Genomic DNA, 22255 nt, shown 5'->3' on the forward strand with positions numbered 1-22255 from the left:
CTGCGCCACATAGCCAGCTTGTGGTGCGATCTCAAATCAGAGGACGTATGATGTCAGTCAACAATCTGCCGCTAACCACCAGCTCGAATTTGGCTTTGTCGGGGCTAGCTTCCGGGCCCTCGCCGGCGCGTGACTTTTCAAGCTTCGAGGCGGTGCTGGTCAGTTTGTCGTTGAAGGGCGCGACTGACGAGCATTCCCCACCGCAAGGTCCGGCGACCGAGGACTCGGCCAAGCAACTGACGGAGGAACTCACGCAAGAGGTGCGGAACATCATCCCGCCGGAGATTAAGGCCGCACTGGACGCATGTCAGGAGACCCCCGAGCCGTCCTCTGAGGAAGCCTCCTCCGCTGCGAACGCCCCAAAGATTGCAGAAGCCCCCGTACAAAGCTCCAGAATTACGTGGAACAGCGGCACCCCGACTGAGGCCGAGCTGCAGATTGTGTCGGTGCTGATCCGACACAAGGACAAATGCCCGCTGGATTGGAAATCTCTGGGAGATTTGGCCAACGATCCCTCCACACCGCCGGATCTGAAGGCGGCGATCGAGGCACTGCAGCGAGACCCCGAGCTCTTCTACGCGATAGGCTCGCAAGGCGACGGCCGCTGCGGCGGTAAAATCAAAGCGGGTGATCTCTCCGGCTTCTCCGATCACCACCCGCAAGTTGCTGAGTTCCAGGAGCAGCGGGCAAAGAACTATACGCAAAACTACATCCCCTCCGACGGCAGCGGCAATGGCGAGCCATCGGTTATGATGCTGAGCGATGCATTGCGCGAGCTCTATCGCTATTCCGACAACCTGCCCAAGAACCTAAGCCTTTCCGATTTCAAGCAGATCGTCGACGGCGAAGCGAAGACGGGCAAATGCCCGCCGCAGGTTCTCGCGGCCGCTCAATACTTCCTCGACCATCCGAATGAATGGAAGCAGTTGTATGGCGGCTCGATAGACAAGGTCCACAAAGAGGACTTTCTGCAGGTTGCTTCATCATCGGTGAATCTCACGAAAGCCGAGCTTGATACGCTCGACACGATCAACAAGAACCAAAGCGCCTTTTTCGGGAAGGGCGACCTGACGCGCGAAAAGCTGGCGAGCATGGCCGACGACAAGAGCCTCGCGCCCGAGGTGCGAAAGGCGGCATCCCAGCTGCTGTCCGATCCTGTGCTGTTTGGGTTAATGAACAACGCGATTACGGGCTACAAAACCCACCACAAGTTCTTCGACTTCGGCGGCGGCCATACGGTCGATTCCGGCAATATCAGCAAGAGCGACTTCAACCAGTTCTTCAGCAACATGTCCGGTGCGAACCGCACCGTTCAACATGTGAAGACGCATGCCGCCCGAACGGCCGCCGATAAGGACGCGGTTGCGGACATGACGATGGGCGTGGCAGACCAACCCGACGTCAAGTCCCCCAAAAAGAACGGTGGCGCCTTCATGCACGCAATCAATGACGTGCTCAAGGTTGGCTCTAAGGTACTCGACTGGGCTGCGACAGCAGTCGGTGTACTTAGCTTCATTCCAGGCTTGGGCGAATTGGCCGATTTGGCGTCAATGGTGCTCGAAGCCGAAGCGCAAGCTGCAAATCTTCTTCACACGGCGATCAGCGGTGGCAACATAAAGCAAGCGCTCGAAGAAGCTGGCCTAAACCTTGCGGCACAGGCGGTAGGCTGCATCGGCGGCCCTGAGGTCAAATTGGCAATGCGAGAGGGCTTGGTGAAGCAGGCAATTCAAGAAGCGGCCACGGCGGGGGTCAACCTCCCGGTTTCGGTAGCCCAGTCCTACGCGGAGGACTACCTGAACAACTTGAAGGCTCGCATCGAGTCCGAACGCATGCAAGCTGCAGGCGTTAACGCCTAGTCGGATCACACTATCTGTCAGGATCAGGCTGAAAACGCCAGTCGAGCTTGTGCGGCTTACGCGCGGTCGGGTCTCCCTGCCGAGCAGTCGGTCGCGCAAGCTCTACCATCCTCGATACCGTCCGCCGGATCCGAGGAACTTGCCTCGCTCTTCATGCGCACAATTTATGTGGGCCGCGCTCGATCGCGCGAGGCCGACCTCAAATCCAGTCTGCCGCTGCGAAGGTCGATCGACTGCATACGCAGCCCGGCAAGAAGGTCGATGCATTAAAACCGCGCGACAGAACCGGTCAGAGCCGCGGAACCTGCCGGCTTGCGCAAGGATCAGGAGCACGCGGATCGTAGAGCGCCAGGGCGAAGGACCGCTTCTCGAGCGGCAGCCCGCTGTTCGCTCTGCATGAGGCGGGCCTCGATTGACGGATCCTTCATAAGCCCTCCAGGACCGAGGGATCATCCTTGACCGCTGAATCGCCGTCAATCTCGCTTTTCGCCCCGCTCCCGACCAGGTCAAGCTCCGTCCCGCTGCGCCCGGCCGCAAGCAAATTGTCGAAAAGACCCCGCAGACATCGAAAGTGATGTCAGCCCGGGATTGCAACCCGTCAACTTCAGAACGCGATCGATTGATGGTTGCGTTAACATTCGCGTGTTGAAGCTTTCGACTTGATGAGCAGACCAACCCGATCAGCTCCACAAACGAAGGTTTGTCCTGGTTCACACCATCTGATCTGCAGCTTTCGCAGATCCAGCATCGGCTCATGTCATTTTCCAGAACTCGTCAGCTTCTCGAAAGCTAACGTTTGCACATTGGCGGGCGGAGACTGCCTCCATTGGCACGATCGAATTGACATAGGAGAACCCGATGCGCGTTACGAGCTCTAGCGGCGCTGGGCACGTTGATGCCGACCTCCATGCGGCTGGCGGCAAGAGCAGCGGCAAAAAAGGATCACACAAACCTGATGAGCGCGATGATCATGGCCGATCGCCAGATGCGAACATTCCCGTAAACGGCGGCGCGTCGACTGCGGGCGGCACTTCGCGAGAAGCCGCTATGCAGCAAGCGTTCAGCGTCGCTCTGGGAGCCGTTGCTCTGCAGTTTGCAAATAGTGCAATGGGCCATTTCGACGACGTCATGGCCGAAACAGAAGAGGATTCCTGACGTCGTATGTCGCGGCGTCAGGAAAATAGGAGCCGCGCGTTGCGGCGAAATTCAAGCACAGGAGAACTAGTATGACTAAGGGTGTTGGTGCGTCTCATACCTCGGCTGCAGGTGGTGCAGCTGGCACCGCTACTGCTGCAGCCGCTTCCACCGCCGCTGAAGCTGCTGGAGAGGCGGCATTCCAACGGCAAATCGCCGCTCTGACTCTCACCAGCACCAAGGCTGCTGAGAGGGATGTGGAACTTCGCGTCGTCTCGACCGAGCTCTCGACCGTCAAAAAAGCAGCAGATGAGCGGGTGCAGTAAGAGATGAGGCGGGGCGACGTACGTTGCCCACTTTCCCGGGCTGCTTAGTCCGTGAAGTCGCAACGGGCCGTGCGGTTTTGCCGTACGGTCCCGTTCGCAGTTCAGGAGAGCGACCGTGAATGAACCACATTGCCCGCGCTTCGAAGTGCTGCTGGGGTGCTATTCTGGGCTGACAGGTAAAGTGGGGGTCGGATCGTGTCTGATCGGCAGCAGCCTAGATGCTGATTTGATCTTTGTCGAACAAGGCCTCGAACCGCACCATCTTCGTGTCACCCCCCATTTCAACTCGATCGAGATCGAGGCACTGGCGAGCGACGTTCGTGTCGAGGGACACGAGACTGTTTTGCCAAACGCGCCCATCGTTGTCTCTCTTCCGGCCGTCCTGCATGCCGGCGAAATGTCGATCCGGTGGTCTATCGAGGGTCTCGAAAAAGCTGGCTCTATCGATCGCCGGCGTGTATCGCTCGTCGGACTCGCCCTGGTCGTGATCAGCTTTGCTGCGGTTGGCACATTCTCGACTGGTTTTGTCCAGACCGACACCGCTGCGGTGCCAAGTTCCTCGCCTCCTGCCGCGGACGTTGCGCCCAAGCTGGCGCTCAGCGCTCCTGATGCTCTGGCCAGCGATGCAGCTGCGGGGCTGCTGCAAGAGGAAGTTGACAGAGCGGGCCTTGTCGGCATCAAAGTCGGTTCTGGGACCGGCGTTGTCACCGCCGACGGCAGCGTTACGCCCGCTGCACTTGCCACGTGGCAAGACATCCAGCAACGGTTCGATCGCAATAGCAACGGGGCTTATACGCTCGTCAATGCAGTCGCCATCAAGGATGAGAAGACACCTTCCGCAATCGGGATCCAGGCTGTGTGGCGCGGCAGCGATCCTTATATCGTCATCGCTGGCCAAAAGTATTTTGTTGGCGCGCTCTTGAGCAATGGATGGACCGTCAACGGAATTGAGGAAGGGCGTGTTTTGCTGAGCCGGAATGGCCGGCTTGCCGCTCTGTCCTATTAGCCTTTCAGGCTGCAGGTAAGGAAGCAAAGTGCCATGACTAGGCTGCCCCCGAATCCCGTCGAGCCTGGCACCTCTTTTCAGGGACCAAACGTTGATCATCATGCATCTGGCATCACGCCGAGCAATTCTCGAGCCAGGTCCATCGGGATTGACCGGACGCGTGGCAATGATGACAAGAGCCGCGGCGCAATTTCCCAGCATAACGACGCGCCGGATCGCTTGGTTGAGGCCACGATCGACAGCGCGCTCGAACTCAGCTCGATCAATGCGATTTCGCGCGTCAATCTCGACGAGGCCCGCGCCCAACCAGGTCGGATCGAGCCAGGCTCGGAACTCGCTTGGCTTAACGGGCCTAATCTCGCGCATAGCCTGCTCTCTTTCGTAACGCCGCGGCTACGTCATTCGCACGTTCTGCGTCCCGATCAACACGGCCCTCTCTTGGAGCGTTTAGCCAACACGCTATCTGCCGCGCCAGAGGATTTGGCGGCACGTGAAGGAGCCGCCCTTCTGCAGCTGGAGCTGCAGCGGTTAATCTTGCTCCGGCAGAGCCACAACGGCTTGATCAAAGGCTAGCAATGGCCGAGCCAGACAGATTGCAACACGTCACATCTACACAGCTGCCAAACGTTTCCGAAGCCGATGCTCTTGAGCTGGTCTCTGGGCCGGAGCGAGATTTGCTCTGCGTGCTTTCTTATATTTATCTATCGTGCGGGCAGAGCGCAAAGAGCCTGGCTCTGTTGCGGCTGGTTGCTCACGAACAGTCTCGAGACATCGGCCTGCTGCGGATCCTGGCCTACGCTCTCATCTCGGAGCGTCGCGGTGACGAAGCACTGTCGGTATTGGATCGGCTTGACCAACTAGATAACGAACCGTCCTCGTCTCTGCCCTTGATGCTGATGCGCAGCCACGCCCTACGCCACGCCGGCCGCATGACCGAAGCGCAAGCCACCTTCAAGCGCTATGTTTCATTGCGGGGCAACACAGCTGCAGCTACGCAACAATAAGGCTTTTCATGGCCAACGTTCTACGAAATCTCATCACGCGCGCGCCCGCTCATCCGGATTTGATGGTCGCGCTGATGCTTCTTCTGGCGATCGGAATGATGATCATGCCGATCCCGATCGTCGTGATCGATATGTTGATCGGCTTCAATCTTGGCTTTGCCATATTGCTGCTGATGGTCGCCCTGTATCTCAACACGCCGCTCGACTTTTCGTCGCTGCCCGGCGTCATCCTGATCTCCACTGTTTTTCGTCTCGCTCTTACCGTTGCAACGACGCGGCTGATCCTGTCCGAGGGTGACGCCGGCAGCATCATCCATACGTTCGGCGATTTCGTCATATCCGGCAACATCGCCGTCGGCATTGTCATATTTCTGATCGTAACCATGGTGCAATTCATGGTTCTGGCCAAGGGCGCCGAACGAGTGGCAGAGGTGTCGGCGCGCTTCACGCTCGATGCGCTGCCGGGCAAGCAGATGGCGATCGACGCGGAGCTGCGCAATGGCCATATCGACCAGCACGAAGCCCGTAGCCGACGCGGCGCGCTGGAGCGGGAAAGCCAGCTTCACGGCGCGATGGACGGCGCCATGAAATTCGTGAAGGGCGACGCCATCGCCGGACTCATAGTCATCTGTATCAATATGCTGGGTGGCATCACGATCGGCTCGCTCTCCAGGGGCATGTCCCTTGAGGAGGCGATGCATCAATATACTATCCTGACAATCGGTGATGCGCTCATTTCGCAGATCCCAGCGCTGCTGCTGTCAATTACAGCCGCAACCATTGTCACTCGTGTCAACGGTCCTTCCAGACTCAATCTCGGCGCCGATATCGTCAACCAGCTTACGGCCAGCACACAAGCGCTCCGACTGGCCGCCTGCGTCCTGCTTGTGATGGGGCTCGTTCCTGGCTTCCCTTTGCCCCCCTTTGTCATACTGGCCGCGCTCTTCTCCGCCGCCAGCTTTGTCAAGGTTGGCGTGCCAGAGAGCAAGACCGCTCCAAAGGCCGGCGTCAATCCCGCCGGTTCGGCTCCCGCTTCCACGCAGGGTCAGAAGCAAACTGTCCCGGCCGAAGCACTTCCGATTACGCTGTTGCTGGCGCCGAACCTGATGAAGGCAATGGACGTGGCGGAACTCGAGCAGTGCGTCGCACGGGTTTCAGCACTGGTCTCAGCTGATCTGGGTATCACGATTCCACGCATTCCCGCCCAAAGCGCCAACCACCTCGCCCGATCGCAATTCAGTGTGGCCGTCGAGGGCGTACCCGTAGAAGAGGGCACTATTGACCCGACAAAGCTCTTGCTTGACGACGACGTAGCGAACATCGAATTGAGCGGCATCCCGTTCTGGCAGGATCCAGACACGAATCGGATCTGGATCGAACAGGGCCATGCGGCTGCTCTCAAAGCGGCCGGCATAGGGCATCACGGTCCGAGCGAAATCATCGCCTTGCGCGTCCGGTCCACGTTGACGCGCTATGCACAGCGCCTGGTTGGCATTCAGGAGACGCGCCAATTGCTTGGCCGGATGGAGCAGGAATATGCCGATCTGGTAAAGGAGGTGCTGCGCACGACACCGATCCCTCGGATCGCGGATGTCCTGCGTCGTTTGCTGGACGAGGGCATCCCGATCCGGAACACCCGCTTGGTTCTGGAGGCGCTTGCGGAATGGAGCGAACGGGAACAAAACGCTGTACTGCTCACCGAATATGTGCGCTCTGTTCTGAAGCGGCAGATCTGTCACCGCTATGCCAACGCACATCGCGTTGTGGCCGCCTTTATCGTCGAGCGTGAGACTGAGGATATCGTGCGGGGTGCCGTGCGCGAGACCGCCGTCGGCCCATACCTCGTTTTGGAGGACCGGCAAAGCGAGATGCTGCTTTCCCAATTTCGCCAGATCCATTCGAGCATCGCGCGCAGCCAGAACCAGCCAGTTATTCTAGGTTCGATGGATATCCGGCGTTTTGTTCGCGGCTTTCTCACGCGTAACGGAATCGACCTACCAGTCCTTTCTTATCAGGATCTCGCCGCAGATTTCACGGTCCAACCGATCGGGTCCGTGAAGCTGGCAGCTGCCAAGGACAAGAGCCCTTCCCCGGGCGGTCTCCTGAACGCTGCGAGTTGAGACTGCACAGCAGATCATCGTGAGCAGGCTATGAATTTAAATGGAACCAAACGTCGGCGGCGCTTGTGCTTCGTTAGTCCAGGCCCATGGTCGGCTCTGCCTGCGATACTCACTACTGTGATGCTCGCTGGTTGCGCGAGCCCGTCCGACCTTTCACGCCAACAGTGGTCCACGTCAGCCTCGGCAGGCACCAAAGAAGTTGATCCCGCCATGCGCGAGCAGAGTTCGCGCACTCTCGTTGATGCTGATGAGCAGAGTCTGCGCGATGCCTTTAACCAACAACCGAACAACGTCCATGCGGCGATTTCTCTTACCCGGGTCTTATTGGCGCGCAATTCCACAGATGAGGCACTTCAAGTGCTTGATGAGGTACTATTGGTAGCACCCGGTGACCTACGCGCATTGAACGCCAAAGGCGTCGTACTCGATCAACAGGGGCGCCACCAAGAAGCGCAAGCGCTATACCGTCAAGGTCTCGCGATCGAGCCGACAAATTCGATGTTGCGCAACAACCTCGAACTATCGGCCGCAATTGAAGGCAAGACGGGCATCCGAAACTCGGAGCTGCAAGGCGAACAGTACGCCTTAGCCAGATCGAGATCTCACAGCCGACAAAGGTAAATCGCGGATGCATATCCATGTCAGTCGGCTGGCCGACAGACAGCCAGATAATGATCACGTGGAGATTACAAGGCGCATTTCCTTTCGAACGATGTGGTCGCGAGGAACGCAAGTTTCTCGCGTACAATCGCGAGAGCCGAGCGCCATCTTCTGGCTAGACGGCGTGAGCCCGACACGCACTCGTCTGGGCGACGCATGCCTCCACCCTCAATTAGAAGCCATTAGGTCACCCCTCTCTTACACGACTTCGTAACCAAGTCACCTGGCCAACATTCTGTATCTTGAGTTTACCTATTCTTGGGTAACGAACTGGGTCGTCCGGTCACTTCAACGAGGACATGCAGTCGAACAGTCAAAATATCTCTCAAGCTCCGCAACTGCGCGCTCTTCCCAATCTGCAGCTTGCGCCAGCAATGAGCCCCCTTGGATTGGCCGGAACGCAGCAGCCTGACGACATAGCGAAGCTATGGCGCGGTAGCGCCGCACGTTTTCCATAACGGCCAGTCCGATCATGTTTGCATCTCCCCTGCCATCTCGGGCTAGAACTTGCTACACAACTGTTTTCGAACCGTTATCGGGCAGAACGGAAAGCGAGAATAGTTGGCAAAAGCTTGCCGACCTGCCCGACGAATTTTTCCACACTGGACGTCCACATTAAAGGCTCTTCGGAAAAGCTACAGCGCGGCGCTGCCGCATGCAGGGAGGACGTTGATAGCAAGCAAGAGCGCCGCACTTCCCGCCAGCCCCTCGACCATGATCTTGCTTGACCTTCCAGATGGATTTGAAGCCGGAGGACGGTGTCTCGTAAGAATCATTTACCGACCACGTTCGGTACGCGGATCAAGCATCCATCGGTACCCACCTCGCGGCTGAGCCTTAATCCGGTGTCCGTGATGGCGCCGATTATAATCGAAATGTGCGCAGGGCCACGGGCATGATCGCGGGTAGGGCCTGAGCCCCTCGCTCGATGTTTTGTCGCCAGACGTCCTGTCAGCATGCCAGATCGCGGTGGCGACACTCCGGTCGTCAGGCGAGCCCTCCTGCCGGGCGATTTGAACACGCTGCCTAGACTAAAACACGCGCTGAGCTCCATTCAAGACGGACATTTCAGGCGGAACGCTCCGCAGCAAACAATAAACCTCTTAAAGCAGATAGGCGACGGCACAGCTTATCTGCGGCAGATTGTCTTGAGACCGTTCGGCCCGCAATGCTGCGCCAGAGCGCTCGCACCACGATTAGGGGCACTGAGATGATTACCCCGGTTCGGCGGCACTGGAATCCGAAAGAACTATTCAATGATCTTACACCAGCGATGTTCAACGCCGAGCCGTCAGCTGTACGCGCACGTTGGGATAAATTGTGGCCCGACCTGTATACGGAATACGATGCGAGGTTCTTAAAAGAGGAGCTGACGCATCGAAACCTCATCATTAGCGATGAAGCTGCGGCATTCTTCAGCGCCTGGGCGATCGACGAGGAGCGCCACACGGATGGCTTCATCCGCATCATTGAACTCGTCGCTAATGGATCCGAAAAAGATCTTCGGGAGAGATTGGACGCTCGGTCGCACGACTTTGGTCCAATCGTTGAACACCTGACGGACGAATTCTCCCTAATGGTTATGATTGCATTTGATGAGATGTGCACTTGCCGTGCCTATGCAGCAGAGAAGCCTTTCTATGACGCCCTTGGTAACAACACGTTTCATCACTGGCTGAGGGAGGTGATTGCCGACGAGGCTGTTCACTCGATGAACGCCGTAAACGTTATCCGTGCGCGCTACCGCGACCGCATTGGCCAAGTGGACTCAATTCTCGATAACCTGATCCGTGCGACCGAAAGTCTACGCTATTCCGGCACCTTCGTCCTCGACTACTTCGGCGCAGTGTACTCTAAAGAGCTGCTCGCCAACTCTCGCCTCGTGACCATGAGAAATATCGCCAGGCCATTCACGGTGTAGAGCGAAATGTTGACAGCGGACCTGTCGAAACTTGAGTCGGCGCCACATCGCCGCCCTTCCCCGTAAATTTCCATTGTGCCAATTGGCTCCAGCTTTTCGTTTGCGTTCGAGCGCGCCGAATTTCGTCGACCGGGTCGGGAAGCCGCAATTCGACGCCCGACCTTCTGCAAGTCCGCCTTAGCTCGATAGATGCGGTTGTGGCCGCGCGCGATATTGTCGGACCGCGCTGCCGGGCCGGCGCTCCGGCTTCCCTGCCGACCTCGTCCGCGACAAGATAGCCCTGCTTCGACGCGAACAGATGCAGGAATTCGATTTGCGTGGTCGCGGATGCAAGCACCCGCACATCCGGACACCTCTCCGAGGGAGAGAGCGAGTTCGTTTCAACCCAGTTTTGGAACTGACGCATTCTAGTGAAAACGTCATCACGCGTCTGGAGACACTAGATCGGGCCAACCCATGTCGAACGAGCTAGATCCGCGACTTTTCTCCAGGCCAGTGTAGCACCACCTCGATCCTGCTTACATCGAGGTTACAAGCTGACGCAGCGTAAGATTCACGTCCTTTCCATGCAGATCCAACGATCGGTAGATAGAACGCTATCGTTATCGCAACGACCACCAGGCTCACGGTTGATCCTTTTGTGGCTGATCTTTCGGCTACTCACAAACCTCACGTAGATCACGAGCAGGAGCGATTACTTGCTGCTCTCGGCCTGCGTCGCCGTCTCAATCACACGACGCAACTCGCTCGATGTTGAAAACGTTGGTCAACCTGATGGGCTCTCTCATCGAAAATTCAATTACCCTTCTTTCTGCCATGTTCTCACCCAAAGCAGAGACGCGCCGATTGCGCACGTCGCGCGCGGCAAGAGCGAGTGTCTCAGGAGAATTTGATGGTGAAGCCAGTTGTGATTGTGGTGGGCGCGGACAAGGGAGGAGTCGGCAAGACGACCGTATCACGAACGCTGCTGGACTACTTCAGCGTTAACAACGTGCAAACGCGCGCCTTCGATACGGAGTCTCCGCGAGGGACGTTGAAGCGCTTTTATCCCGAGATCACCGAGATCGTCGACATGACGGCGACCGCCGACCAGATGAAGATTTTCGATACCCTGAACTCCGGGCTGTCCGTCACCGTCATCGACGCTCGCGCCGGATTGCTTTCCTCAGCACTGGCCTCCTTGCGCGACATCGGATTTCTGGATTCGGCGCGGTCCGGCCAGATTACCTTTGCCGTATTCCACATCCTAGGATCGTCTATCGCTTCGCTCGACGAGATCGCGGAGACCGCTGCCTTCATGAGCGGCGCGAAGTACTATCTGGTCAAGAACTTCATCAATGATACTCAGTTCTTCCAGTGGGACCAGTCGACCTATAATTCCTATTTTCACCGCATCAAACAGGCGACCGAGTTGACCATCCCGAAACTTAACGAGATGGCCTATGAGCAGGTCGAAGTCGCATCCGTCCCGTTCGTCGATTTCGTGGCAAACAAGGGCCGCAACGATGAGCCCGCGAACAACTCCTTCGTGCTACGCGGTTATGTCCGGCACTGGCTGGCAAATGTCTGGAGCGAGTTTGATCGTATCAACTTGACGGAATTGGCCGGCGCCAAGTCCGCGACGCGGAGTGGCGAGAAGTAGTCGCATATTCTTGCGGGCCAAGAGCAGGCCCTCATACGAAACGAGATTGATCTGCCGGCTATGTTAGCGACCCCTATCTATATCATCTGCTCTCCTAGCCCGCAGGTCGGAAAAACCCTCATCGCTCGCGTCCTGAGCGAGTTCTTGCTGCTCAAAGACGGCACCGCCCTGTCGTTCGATGTCAATCTAAAAGAGCCATCACTGCTCGATTACCTGCCTAAGATCACCGAGACCGCGGATGTGACGGATACTTACGGCAAGATGCAGTTGATGGACCCGCTTATCGTCCACGACCGGGTACCCAAGGTGATCGATCTCGGCTTCCATGCCTTCGACGAATTCTTCAAGATGTGCGAGGAAATCGGCTTCATAAAGGAGACGGAGCGCCGCTATGTCACTCCGATTATTCTCTTCATCGCAGGCGCTGACCGCATCTCCTTTCGCGGTTATGACATGCTGCGGCGGCGGATTCCGCCAGCATCGCTGGTCACCGTCCACAATGAATTTGCGCTGCGCGACGGATTACCTGAAGTCATGGATGGCGAGCGAGTGCTTCAGATTTCCGCGCTGCCGCTGTTTCTCAAGAGATACATAGACCGACTTGGCTTTTCCTTCACCGGGTATCTGCGGGACGAAAAGGACTGGTCCACCGAGCTGCATCAGTGGATACGACGGAACTACACGATGTTCCGCGATCTAGAATCGAGTTTGATGCTGCGAAGATCCTATCGATCGCGTGGGACGAACATCGAGAGCCTGCGTTGCACAAAGGCAAATTGAGGCCGGGACTACTCGCCGTCTATTTGTCCAGCTTATGAGCAGTGGTTTGACCGACCGCCAACGGCTTTGGCGATAATGAAATGCACTGCGCGAATCCCCGCCTGGATTGCGTGCAATCAAGCGTACTTTTCCTTGAGCTCATCCGCACCCAATCGCGCGACCGGCAACTGCCCTCTTAGGCTTTGCGGGCGGCGAGACGCATCGATGATGCCAGCGGAGGAGCTCATAGCTCGAAGCCGAGCCTCCCGAGCACCCGGTCCATGAGCGCGCCTTTGATCTCGCGGGCGATCTCGTTGCGTATCTGGGCGCCGAGCACCCGCTCGGCATCGGCGTCGCCTGTCAGCCCATCTTCCGCCAGCCGCCGATCCAAGCGGGCTTGAAACGGCTCGCCTATCGCATCGACGAGCCGTTCCTGCATCTTAGCATAGTCTTCGGGCGCGATGCGCCTTAGCACACTTTCCCATGGCTGCCATCGGGTCGCCAGGAACTGCGCAAATTCGGTCGCTTCCTGGTTCCGCACTGCCGTCTCGGCCCTGGCGACATCGTCCCCAGTAACGTGAGAGACGCTCATGAAGCGCATGTCGGGAGCGATGTGCCGCAGCTCCAGCGCATCACGCAGTTGGGTCTGGTAGGCAAGGTAGACCTCGATCTCATCGACGTCCGTGTCCGGATCGGCTCGGCGAAGCGAGTTGACGGTCTCGCGCGCGATTCGGTCCAGGGTCTCCAAGCGAAACGTGACGCGGCCGTGCTGGAGCAGTTCGCCAAGGCGTCCGTCATAGGCGCCGTCCTCGACATCCGCGTTCAGGCGTGCGCTCTGCATGCCGTTCCAGGTCAAAGTGACGCGATCTTCGCAGCTCGCGCTCGCTCCGGAGGCCAGTTCGAAATACTTGCTCGCGCAGATTCGACCTGATGGCTGCCTGCCGCAGATCTTCGGCGACCGCGTGCCGGAACGCGTCGCTGCCATAGTTCACGGTGCCGCGGAGCCTGTCGAGAAGGCGTGCATAATCTAGGGCGCCTGGCTCTTCGGCGAAGGCCTGCCAAGCGGTTATTGCTGCCGGCTCGTCCTCGAGCCAGTGCGCGACAACCTCCTGCAGCTGCCCCAGCTCAACTTGCACTGCGCCTGCGGTGTTCGAGAAGAGGACCTGCGGGCCAGCATAGTCTCCGGCATGCATGGCGGTCGCCAGGCCGGCCTGCACCGCGTCGGACAGAGGATTGTTTTCCAGATCAACACTCGCGTCACGGCTGAGCTGTGTCAGCACAGTCTCGGGCACGCTGGTTAGCTGGTTGTTGCTGGCGCCAAGCCATAGCAGCACGGCCGGAAACGTCTCGGGCAGACTGGTCAGCCGATTATGGCTGGCACTAAGCCATTCAAGCCCGGCCGGAAGAGGCTCGGGCAGATCGGTCAGCTGGTTATAGTCGACATTCAGGCGCTCGAGCCCGGCTGGAAGCTCGGGCACACGAGTCAGCTGATTGCCCGCGACCTCCAACTCCTGAAGCGTCGCTGGAAGGCGATCGGGCAGACTAGATAACTGATTGTTGTCGACATTCAGGCGCCGCAATCCAGGCGGCAGCTCTGCGGACAGACTGAATAGCCCGTTGCTAATGGCATAGAGCCGCCGCAGACCGCGCGGAAGCTCGGGCAGGCCGGTCAGCCGATTATTGTTCGCGTAGAGCCGCTGCAGACTGGCCGGAAGAGTTCCGGGAAGGCTGTTCAGCTGATTGTTGTCGACATTCAGGCAGCGCAAGCCGGCCGGGATCGGGGCCGCCAAAGTGGCCAGGGAGAGGGACGACAGATCTAGTGGCTCATTGAGATCGCCCGTGTACCTCCAGGCCCTCATTCGACTTACCGCCTGCTGCCGATCCTCATGCTGCCCCTGCCCGTCTTCGGCGGCCCAATCCGTCAAGACTTGGTCCGGCAAGTCGGCAGACGCCTGCGCATCCGTCAAGGCTTCGTCCTATTGCGATGAGGCCGGAGACCCTGGTTCGGAGCTTTCCCAATCGGAAGCTTCGGAAGGAGCGCCCGTGCCGAGCTGTTCTGCATTCATAAATGTCGTCTCTTCGGTAGCTAAAGGAAGCGAATGCACCGGGGGCGGCGTATCATGAAGCCGGTAGAGTCCCGCTATGGATGCGCTTCATCGGCTGACGAGAGCACGGGATCACGAAGCAGTCGCCACGCAGGGATTGGTACGATTACTCTGCGCCGGATGGCGACCGAGGACCAGTCTCAACGGGCCTCACTCGCTTGCAGATCGGGTCGATACTGGAATCCACGTCCCATCTCCTGCAATGCCTGAGCACATCGAGCCGGCCTTGCCAACGAGTAGGGACTTCCAGCCTACGAGATAGAGCTGTCGACAAGCTGACGGCCTCGACGATGATCAATGCGCCGCCCCACATTCCTTCGATGTCTCTCGACGCTTAGTCGCAGGCCTCCGCACAACGCCCGACGGGATCAAAACGGCTTCCTGCTCGCCGAATTGGTGTCCGAGCGGCGGCACGCCGGCAGCGTGATGTTGACAGGACGGCGAGGTTGCCGTTCCTATGCGGTCGAGGCGGCTACCCCTTCCTGAGAGAAGTTGTGTTGATCGACGAGCCGAACGCTAGCAGAGTTTTGCGCGTAACGCGCTCGCTCCTCACCAAGGGCCAAGGCGTGTACCCAATCAGCCCGACCTGAACGATGAACCTACAGCTATTAATGATCGGGGCCATGATCCTCAAGCTCGACTGGCGCTTTCGCGGATTGCGGCAGGCAAGCGGTAATTCCGCTCGCGGATCCCTTTCGTATCGAACAGACACCGCGTATCGCTGCCGAGACCGCATTTCCCTACGTCGCGCTCAGTGTAGCCGGCCCTCGCCGCGACCAACGAACTCGAGCACTGACTGCGCTTGGTTGATCTCGCGCGACACGCGCTTCAATACCCGTATTGCGACCTCTTCCGTCGCGATCAATCCCGCTCTTTCGCAGGCCAGCCCGAAATGATGCATCACTTGTTCGTCGGATGGCGCGATACGATTCTGAAACAAGCTGATCGTCAATGATGAGAGCATATGCTCGACGACGTCGTTTTCAGCCTGACTCACGAATCTACGTCCTTCTGATTAGTCGCGCAATTCTGTACAATATGGGCGTCGCCGATAGAGCTATGACACCTCTCATCGTTCCGGGTTGTCGTGTCGTGACATCGCCCCGCGCGTATCGAACACCACTAGCCTGGCGCTTTCTTTGCTCGATCGCCTCATCTGGTAACATCGCTTCTCCTCTCACGGGCCTACGCGGTCTCAGACGCGAGTTGCAGCTCCCTGATGATCTCAGTCACCCTCCCTTGCCCGGCGGCGTGTTGCGGCCACTTGCTAAAGCCACTCAGCAAATTCTCCGCTTCCAGCTTGGTAAAATTAAAGAGCCTAATACCCCGCCCAAGGACCTCATTGACGATCGTGATCGTGGCCTGGCGGCCGGCACTTTCTGGCGGCGATCTGTTGAAGCCGATCAGCAGGCCCCTGAGATCCTGGGTAGTGAAATCCGAGAGCCCCGTCCTCTGATCGGCGCGGCGAAGGACCTCGCCTGCGAGCACCACGGTCACTTGACCGCATGGTAGCTCGTCCAGCCAGTTACTGAAGCCGCTCACTAGGTTCGCAAGTCCCTGCTGTGAGAACTCGCAGAGCTGATCAGCGCGGCGCAGGACCTCGCGAGCGAGTGCGACCGCAGCTCGGCGAGACGCGGCCTCTTCCGGCCACTTACTAAAACCGTTCACCAGGTTTGCCAGCCCCTGCTGAGTCAGATCGGGAAGCTGGGCAGCACGGCAAAATACCTCACCGGCGATCGCGACCGTAGCCTTACGGCAAGTCGCATCTTCGGGCCATTTGCAGAACCCGTTCACTAGGTTCGCTAATCCTTGCTGGGTATAATGGGGAAGCTGGGCGGCACGGCGCAGGAGCTCGCTTGCGATCGCGACTGTTGCCTGACGAGATGCATTCTCCTCTGGCCATTTGCTGAAGCCATTCACCAAATTCGCTAGATCCTGCTCGCTAAACTCGTGGAACCGCGTCGCACGTCCAAGCACTTCGGTTGCAACCGCGACCGTGACTTGACCGCAGGGCAGCTCTTCAGGCCACTTGCTAAAACCGTTTACAAGGATGGCCAACCCCTGCTGAGGGAAATCGGCGAGCCGGCGGGGGCGCCGCAGGATTTCTAGTGCAAGCGTGGCCGCGGCTTGGCGCGAGGCCGCCTCTTCTGGCCACTTGCTAAATCCGTTTACCAGGCTCACCAATCCTTGCTGTCTAAACTCAGAGAGCTGGTGGGGGCCGTCCGCTCGGCGGATGACCTCACCCGCGATTGCAACCGCGGCCTGTCGAAAGTCACTCCCTTCCGGCCACTTGCTGAAGCCGTTTATCAGCCCTGCCAAGCTGAGATTGTTCAATTCTTGAAGCGATCTGCTTTCCTCGCGACAAAATTTGGCTATTCGGACCGCCCCATCGCGACATTCCGCTCTCCTGGCGTGCCTGCCGAATGATGCCGCAAATATGGAAAGCGCCCTAATACCGATCTTTCTCATCAGAGCATGGTCCAGCTGCGACACGCGAGAAGCTATTCTCTCGCAAGTATCCCGCCCCACCTGACCTCCAGCCCTTCGGCTCACCGCATTGCATGTCGTGGCATAGCCCCACGATTTCTCTGCACGGATGCTTTCCTCGAAACTCGGTAGAAATCTGGATTGAAACTCAACGGCTGCCTGTTGCAGAAACACCGGCAGGTCCGCCTTGCACAGTTGCTTGTCGCGCCTGACCACTGCAGTTGAGAATTCAACAATGCCGCCAGCACGATCGATTTCGTTTAGCGCCGTCGTGAGACTAGTTTGAACGGACATAGGACCTTCCGAGCCTTCATCGCAGCACCCTTCGGCTATATGCGACCGGTCATCGCCTCTGGCTAGATATTAATCGTCTACGCTCTTGGAGCATCTGCCTGACGCCGGGCTGTTCACTCTGCGCGACTTTCGCTGCGCGACTAAAAACGCGATTGCAGTTGTGGCTAACCACATTTTTCTCCCCGCACCATTCCAGCGTTCCAGCCAAATGGCGACTCCGCTTGCCAGCACTTGACAATGCCCCGCCCAGCGTTCCCGTGGCGATGGTGCAAACTCCCCTTCCCGGCCATCGCCTGAACAAGGTTGGCAATCAGCAAGCCATTCCCTCGGTCTCGATTTGCCAATGAGCCGTCGAGGCCTGCCCCATTCTGAGCTTTGTCTTGACGCATCGGCAAGTCTACAACCTGCCGCAACGTGAGATTCAAGCTGTAAATCGGCCTCCTGAGGCAGAGGCGGATTGTTATAAAGCGGATATCGATTGCAATAATTGCCGGTGGAGTGCTTATTTAGCTCGACACCGCGTCCAGCTGACATTTGCCGTCGATAGCTGAGATCCCAACCTTGGCTCATGCGCTTTGTTTGATCGATTCGCGAGGGCCGGCGGTCGCGGTCAGGCTCACCCGCCTGCCCCATAGGCGAAAGCATCTGCGCCATGTCATTTCTTAATGAGAGCGCCCTCACTCATAAATTTATCCATTCGGAAAAACGATTGCCCGTACCCGGTGGCGGCGCGGGACTGCCCAACCATTAGAGAGGAGGCGAGCGCAATGAAGGCGCCACTCTTTATATCGCTCGCACGGTCAGAGAACGACGTCGCTTCATTCCGGGTCTCGCGCTACTGTCCTACAGTTTAGCCGCGCCCACCCTGGGCAATCAACAAAGCCGCCGGACGCTTGTAAGTTTTGGTGCCATAGAGCATGGCGAGATGCGCCTAGTTTGCCAGCTCATGCTCAAGCTACTTAATGCCGGACGTGATTTAACATCTCTCCATCTTTCGTATCTGATGGGCACGAAACTGTAGAGCGCAGGAATTATGCAAGATACGCTATCAGGGCGCGGAGAACACTCGCGGATCTGCCGCGATTCCTCGTCAGACGTGCGGTGTAAGGTGATATGGATTAAGAGGGGCCTTGCACAAATCGAACCGCTCGCCACATCTGCGCAGAAACGGGTGAGCAGTCACAAGTCCTCAGACGGAATTATTCGGCATGAATGCGGAGCCACCGCTACTCATGAAGATCCGCGTGCTTAAGCTCGAATGCCAAAGTGAACTACATCTGCAATGACTTCGATCGATGATAGATTAAGTGAGATCAGGTGGCTGCGGAACGAGATCTGGCGCTGCCGGCGGTTACTTAAGACGGACCTATCTGGCGCGGAACGCGAGGGCGTTGAGAAGCGCCTGCTTGAACAGCTGTCAGCCTTTGAGCGGCTCTTGTCGACGACGTTTCCTTTGGTTTTAAACCCTAATGTGAATTCGACCACGAGCACCACGACCCGGCCAAACGGCTCCTCTGAAGCGTCCATCGAAAACGCCGCAATGGCATCATGCAGTTCCTTCGCGAATTCGATTGGGGGTTAACCTCTGCGGTCTCTTCGGCTCGATTCGCACCCTCGAGCCCAACCTAATCCCAATGTGAGAATATCTGGAAGACCGCGATCAAATGCCCACCCCAACGCGAGCATTCCGGCGCTCTTTTGCCAGTCATAGTCGATCTAGTCACCTGCGAGAAATGCTAGGCTGCCGACAACAACGTCATAGATTGATGGACAATACGGACTCCTGAACGATGTGCGGCCTAACGACCTCCGACGTTGAAGCAGATTCGTCCGTCGGATCATTTCCAGCCAGCCGATGGCAACTTCACGGTTGCCTTGTCCGCCGAACGGGCTGCAGCGCAGATAGCGCGCAACCGCCGCAGTAGCACATCGAACCTCAAAGCGAACCATGACCTCGTAACACGCGTGGTGACCCTGTCGATCGCCGAACGAGGCCAATCGGTTCACGACGTTCAGTGCCGCTGGCGGATGCGTCCGGCTCAACAGGGTGACGATTCCAGCCCGATAGACTTTCGAACAGCAGGCAGATCAAAGTCCAGCGCTAATCAGCCTGGAACACGTCACCGTGCGTCAATTTCCGTAGCTTCTGCTCGGACGGATCACTCTCGATGGAGGACGATCGGAACCCTATTGAGACGTCGTTTTCGTCCCCCGCTTCTATCCGCGGCGGTTGGCATCGCGCGGCGACATTCGACGCCCAAGCTTTTGAAATTGTCCCTAAGACAAAACATGGCTGCGTCTACATCCCTACGTCCTGTGAAGCGCTCACAGAAGCGCATTACGTCTGGTCTGCACGACGTAAGGACTTCTTCAGCCCGCTGATCTCGCGCGCGAGCGTATCCTGTACACCACATGGCCGCGATCGCGATCGCAGCAAGGGCGGTTGCCGAGCGGTGCGCATTGTAAGTCCACCCCATTCGTCGTTCTTGATCCACCAAATCCCTCTTAAGCCGCATATCCTTCACTATGGTTCTTTGCCCAACGAGCGTCATCTGTTTATCGGGAGCTAGGCAACAGCTCGGCAGCGGCCGTCGCGGGGCCGCCGTAATCATAGCGGTCTCCCGAATCATCGCCTCGCCACGCGCAACCCGTTCACTGCGAAGACCGAGACACGACAGAGGCCGGCTGCGCTTTGCAGCGCGCGCAATGCGTTCCAGCCTCTGTGACATTCGCGATGCTAGTTCCCAATGTGGCGTTCCCTGATGCGAAGCTCTGCTTCGCAATGCCTACAACCTGACGCTACGATCGATTCAAGCATTTTGAGCGTCCAGCAAGTGTGAATACGCTCTGAGACGGGCACATCCGCATTGTGGACGAACTCGCGCCAGCTGCACGCTTCACCGGCTGCCCCGGGTATGAAACGTCGCCGGTGTTGGTCGATCATCGCTCGGCCTAGTGTTGGGTTGAAGGCGCGCTGGGACAATCGGCGATAAGTTGTCGCCGACGCTGCTCGCTTGTTCGTCGTCCGAGCCAACGGTCTTAGAGCCCGCAGACAAGAGTTTGGCACGATAGTTTTCCGAGAAGCACAAGACTTTGGACCGCTGGGTCAGAATGGCTTGTTCTGAATTGTGACGGCCGCGGCTCTGACCGACGGCGGATTCCGCAGGCTCAAGCTGCCCGCTGCCTATTACTAGTGTGGAATTGCTCGATGCCAGCTCAGCGGCTTCGATCTTGAGCTCCGCTGGCACGGCAGTTGCTACTCAGCGCGTGAGCTGGATTTGCGTGCAGCCTAGCCGCAACGCGGAAGATATCATTCGTCGTTGATTGCTGCGGGTCTTTCTGCGGACGGACTGAAGCGCCCGCACCGCCCTATGCTCGCGATTGCCTGATCTACGACGAAAGAGGCTTAATATGAGGAAACCAGCGACAGGCCAGCTTTACATGGTAGGCAAGCTATTTGTCGTGGCCATTGCCATTCTGGTTTCGCCGGCAGCAGGTGCCAATGATGATCTAATGAGCGCCGCCAGGCGACTTTTCAAGCCAATCCCCTCAATGGTTCCAGCGGTGAAGGACAACCCGATCACCCACGAAAAGGTCGCCCTTGGCAAATCCCTGTTCTTCGATCCGAGGCTTTCGGCGAGCGAGGTCATTAGCTGCAACACGTGTCATAACGTTGGGATGGGCGGGGTAGATGCCGGTCCGACTTCGATCGGTCATCGCTGGCAGCAGGGTTCACGTCGCGCGCCAACTGTCTACAACGCGGTCTTCAACGTGGCGCAGTTCTGGGACGGGCGCGCGGCAGATCTCAAGGCGCAGGCCGCGGGCCCTATCCAGGCCGGTGTCGAAATGAATGCGACGCCCGATCGCGTGCTCAGCACGTTGAATTCCATGACGGAATATGTCGTTATGTTCAGTAAGGCGTTCCCGAACGATGCGGCGCCCGTTACCTTTGAAAATGCTGCCAAGGCCATCGAGGCTTTCGAGGCGACCTTGATCACACCCACCGCCCCCTTCGATCAGTACCTTGAGGGCGATGCATATGCTCTCAGTGACCAGCAGAAAGCCGGGCTAAAGCTATTCATCGAAAAGGGATGCTCCTCTTGCCACAACGGAATCAACGTCGGTGGACAGGATTACTTCCCGTTCGGCGTGATTAAAAGGCCCGACGCAAACTTGCTTCCGAGAGACGATAAGGGACGTTTTGCCGTCACTAAGAATCCTAGCGATGAGTATGTTTTCCGCACGGCGCCATTGCGCAACGTCGCATTGCGGTCTCCCTACTTCCATTCCGGTCAGGTTTGGAGCCTCAAACAAGCGGTTGGCGTAATGAGTGAGGTTCAACTCGGCATAAAGCTGAGTGACAAAGAAACTGACGAAATTGTCGCCTTTCTAAATTCGCTTACCGGTCAGTTGCCGAAGATCGATTATCCGATACTACCCACACGCACCAACGTCACCCCAAGGCCCTCTTTAGACAAATAGGCCGTCACGATCGCGAAACTCCGTGTGATTAGCGAGAATACAGCGCAGTGACTCAGGCCGCGACGAAGTCAGGATCGTGTGGTCGAGCTAAAGCTGTCAGCCAAACCTTTAGGCCGCTACTCTTTCGCAGCCGACACAAGTACTCTTTGGGCGCGGGTCGACTTCATCTCGATCCTAGGTGGCTCAGCCCCGGAAGGAACAGCTGGCACTGCAACAAAAGTCGCACTGAGACGCGCCAAGTAACGCTGCTACAAGGGACCCGCGCCTTCCGTAGCTCGCGGGCACCGCATATCATCTTACGCCGGCGATTTTTCCAACCCCGACTTCAACGATCAAGACGCCCTACCCTTGCGCAAGGAGCAAGCGCGACGTCGCAGCAATTTGCGACACCGTCCAATTATGCGAAAGGCACCACTCTCTCGAACAGGCGCAAAAGTGATGCGGCAGCCGCACGTTTTT

The 22255-nt window shown here is 57.9% G+C and carries 17 protein-coding genes; 12 read left to right on the plus strand and 5 right to left on the minus strand.

All coding sequences use genetic code 11. From position 1 onward, the window contains the following. Positions 1-50: 50 nt before the first annotated feature. The 8 genes from ACVWZM_RS09700 to ACVWZM_RS09735 all read left to right on the plus strand — a co-directional run bounded on the left by ACVWZM_RS09700 (position 51) and on the right by ACVWZM_RS09735 (position 8067). Positions 51-1856, plus strand: coding sequence for an HrpF/NolX family T3SS translocon protein (locus tag ACVWZM_RS09700; RefSeq protein WP_456856663.1), 1806 nt, complete (start codon positions 51-53; stop codon positions 1854-1856). 858 nt (positions 1857-2714) lie between these two features. Then, complete coding sequence (locus ACVWZM_RS09705; protein ID WP_456852911.1) at positions 2715-3011, plus strand: hypothetical protein; 297 nt, start codon at positions 2715-2717, stop codon at positions 3009-3011. Between the two features lie 71 nt (positions 3012-3082). Further along, complete coding sequence (locus ACVWZM_RS09710; RefSeq protein ID WP_456852913.1) at positions 3083-3316, plus strand: nodulation protein NopA; 234 nt, start codon at positions 3083-3085, stop codon at positions 3314-3316. A 115-nt stretch (positions 3317-3431) separates the two neighbouring features. Then, a complete protein-coding gene (locus ACVWZM_RS09715) occupies positions 3432-4322 on the plus strand; it encodes a SctD/MshK family protein (RefSeq protein WP_456852915.1) in 891 nt (296 codons plus the stop codon). Between the two features lie 33 nt (positions 4323-4355). Continuing rightward, on the plus strand, positions 4356-4895 hold the full coding sequence (locus ACVWZM_RS09720; protein WP_456852917.1) for a hypothetical protein: 540 nt from the start codon (positions 4356-4358) through the stop codon (positions 4893-4895). Positions 4896-4897: 2 nt separating this feature from the next. Next, positions 4898-5326, plus strand: a complete 429-nt coding sequence (gene sctY / locus ACVWZM_RS09725) for a type III secretion apparatus assembly chaperone SctY (RefSeq protein ID WP_456852919.1) — start codon at positions 4898-4900, stop codon at positions 5324-5326. Positions 5327-5334: 8 nt separating this feature from the next. Beyond that, a complete protein-coding gene (sctV, locus tag ACVWZM_RS09730; protein ID WP_456852921.1) occupies positions 5335-7446 on the plus strand; it encodes a type III secretion system export apparatus subunit SctV in 2112 nt (703 codons plus the stop codon). Positions 7447-7656: 210 nt separating this feature from the next. Then, entirely contained in the window at positions 7657-8067 is a 411-nt protein-coding gene (locus tag ACVWZM_RS09735) for a tetratricopeptide repeat protein (RefSeq protein WP_456852922.1), read from the plus strand. A 327-nt stretch (positions 8068-8394) separates the two neighbouring features. Here ACVWZM_RS09735 and ACVWZM_RS09740 read toward each other — a convergent pair whose 3' ends face one another. After that, the gene (locus ACVWZM_RS09740; RefSeq protein WP_375166512.1) at positions 8395-8580 is read right to left on the minus strand and encodes a hypothetical protein; all 186 of its coding nucleotides are present in this window, start codon (positions 8578-8580) and stop codon (positions 8395-8397) included. A gap of 736 nt (positions 8581-9316) precedes the next feature. Here ACVWZM_RS09740 and ACVWZM_RS09745 point away from each other — a divergent pair. The 3 genes from ACVWZM_RS09745 to ACVWZM_RS09755 all read left to right on the plus strand — a co-directional run bounded on the left by ACVWZM_RS09745 (position 9317) and on the right by ACVWZM_RS09755 (position 12449). Beyond that, entirely contained in the window at positions 9317-10027 is a 711-nt protein-coding gene (locus ACVWZM_RS09745; RefSeq protein WP_456852924.1) for a hypothetical protein, read from the plus strand. An 892-nt stretch (positions 10028-10919) separates the two neighbouring features. Beyond that, complete coding sequence (locus ACVWZM_RS09750) at positions 10920-11669, plus strand: hypothetical protein (RefSeq protein ID WP_456852926.1); 750 nt, start codon at positions 10920-10922, stop codon at positions 11667-11669. A gap of 60 nt (positions 11670-11729) precedes the next feature. Then, positions 11730-12449, plus strand: coding sequence for a hypothetical protein (locus ACVWZM_RS09755; protein ID WP_456852928.1), 720 nt, complete (start codon positions 11730-11732; stop codon positions 12447-12449). Positions 12450-12672: 223 nt separating this feature from the next. Here the strand turns inward: ACVWZM_RS09755 and ACVWZM_RS09760 are convergent, their stop codons facing one another. The 4 genes from ACVWZM_RS09760 to ACVWZM_RS09775 form a co-directional block, all read right to left on the minus strand. Then, complete coding sequence (locus ACVWZM_RS09760; protein ID WP_456852930.1) at positions 12673-13269, minus strand: NEL-type E3 ubiquitin ligase domain-containing protein; 597 nt, start codon at positions 13267-13269, stop codon at positions 12673-12675. Then, positions 13223-14395, minus strand: a complete 1173-nt coding sequence (locus ACVWZM_RS09765; RefSeq protein ID WP_456852932.1) for an NEL-type E3 ubiquitin ligase domain-containing protein — start codon at positions 14393-14395, stop codon at positions 13223-13225. Before ACVWZM_RS09765 ends, ACVWZM_RS09760 begins: the two co-directional genes overlap by 47 nt. A gap of 889 nt (positions 14396-15284) precedes the next feature. Then, the gene (locus ACVWZM_RS09770; RefSeq protein ID WP_229157577.1) at positions 15285-15530 is read right to left on the minus strand and encodes a hypothetical protein; all 246 of its coding nucleotides are present in this window, start codon (positions 15528-15530) and stop codon (positions 15285-15287) included. Between the two features lie 188 nt (positions 15531-15718). Beyond that, a complete protein-coding gene (locus ACVWZM_RS09775) occupies positions 15719-17314 on the minus strand; it encodes a hypothetical protein (protein ID WP_456852934.1) in 1596 nt (531 codons plus the stop codon). 3411 nt (positions 17315-20725) lie between these two features. On the opposite strand from ACVWZM_RS09775, the gene ACVWZM_RS09780 reads away from it, so the two are divergent. Beyond that, a complete protein-coding gene (locus ACVWZM_RS09780) occupies positions 20726-21796 on the plus strand; it encodes a cytochrome-c peroxidase (RefSeq protein ID WP_456852936.1) in 1071 nt (356 codons plus the stop codon). Positions 21797-22255 lie beyond the last annotated feature (459 nt).

This window comes from Bradyrhizobium sp. USDA 4501, assembly GCF_054062115.1.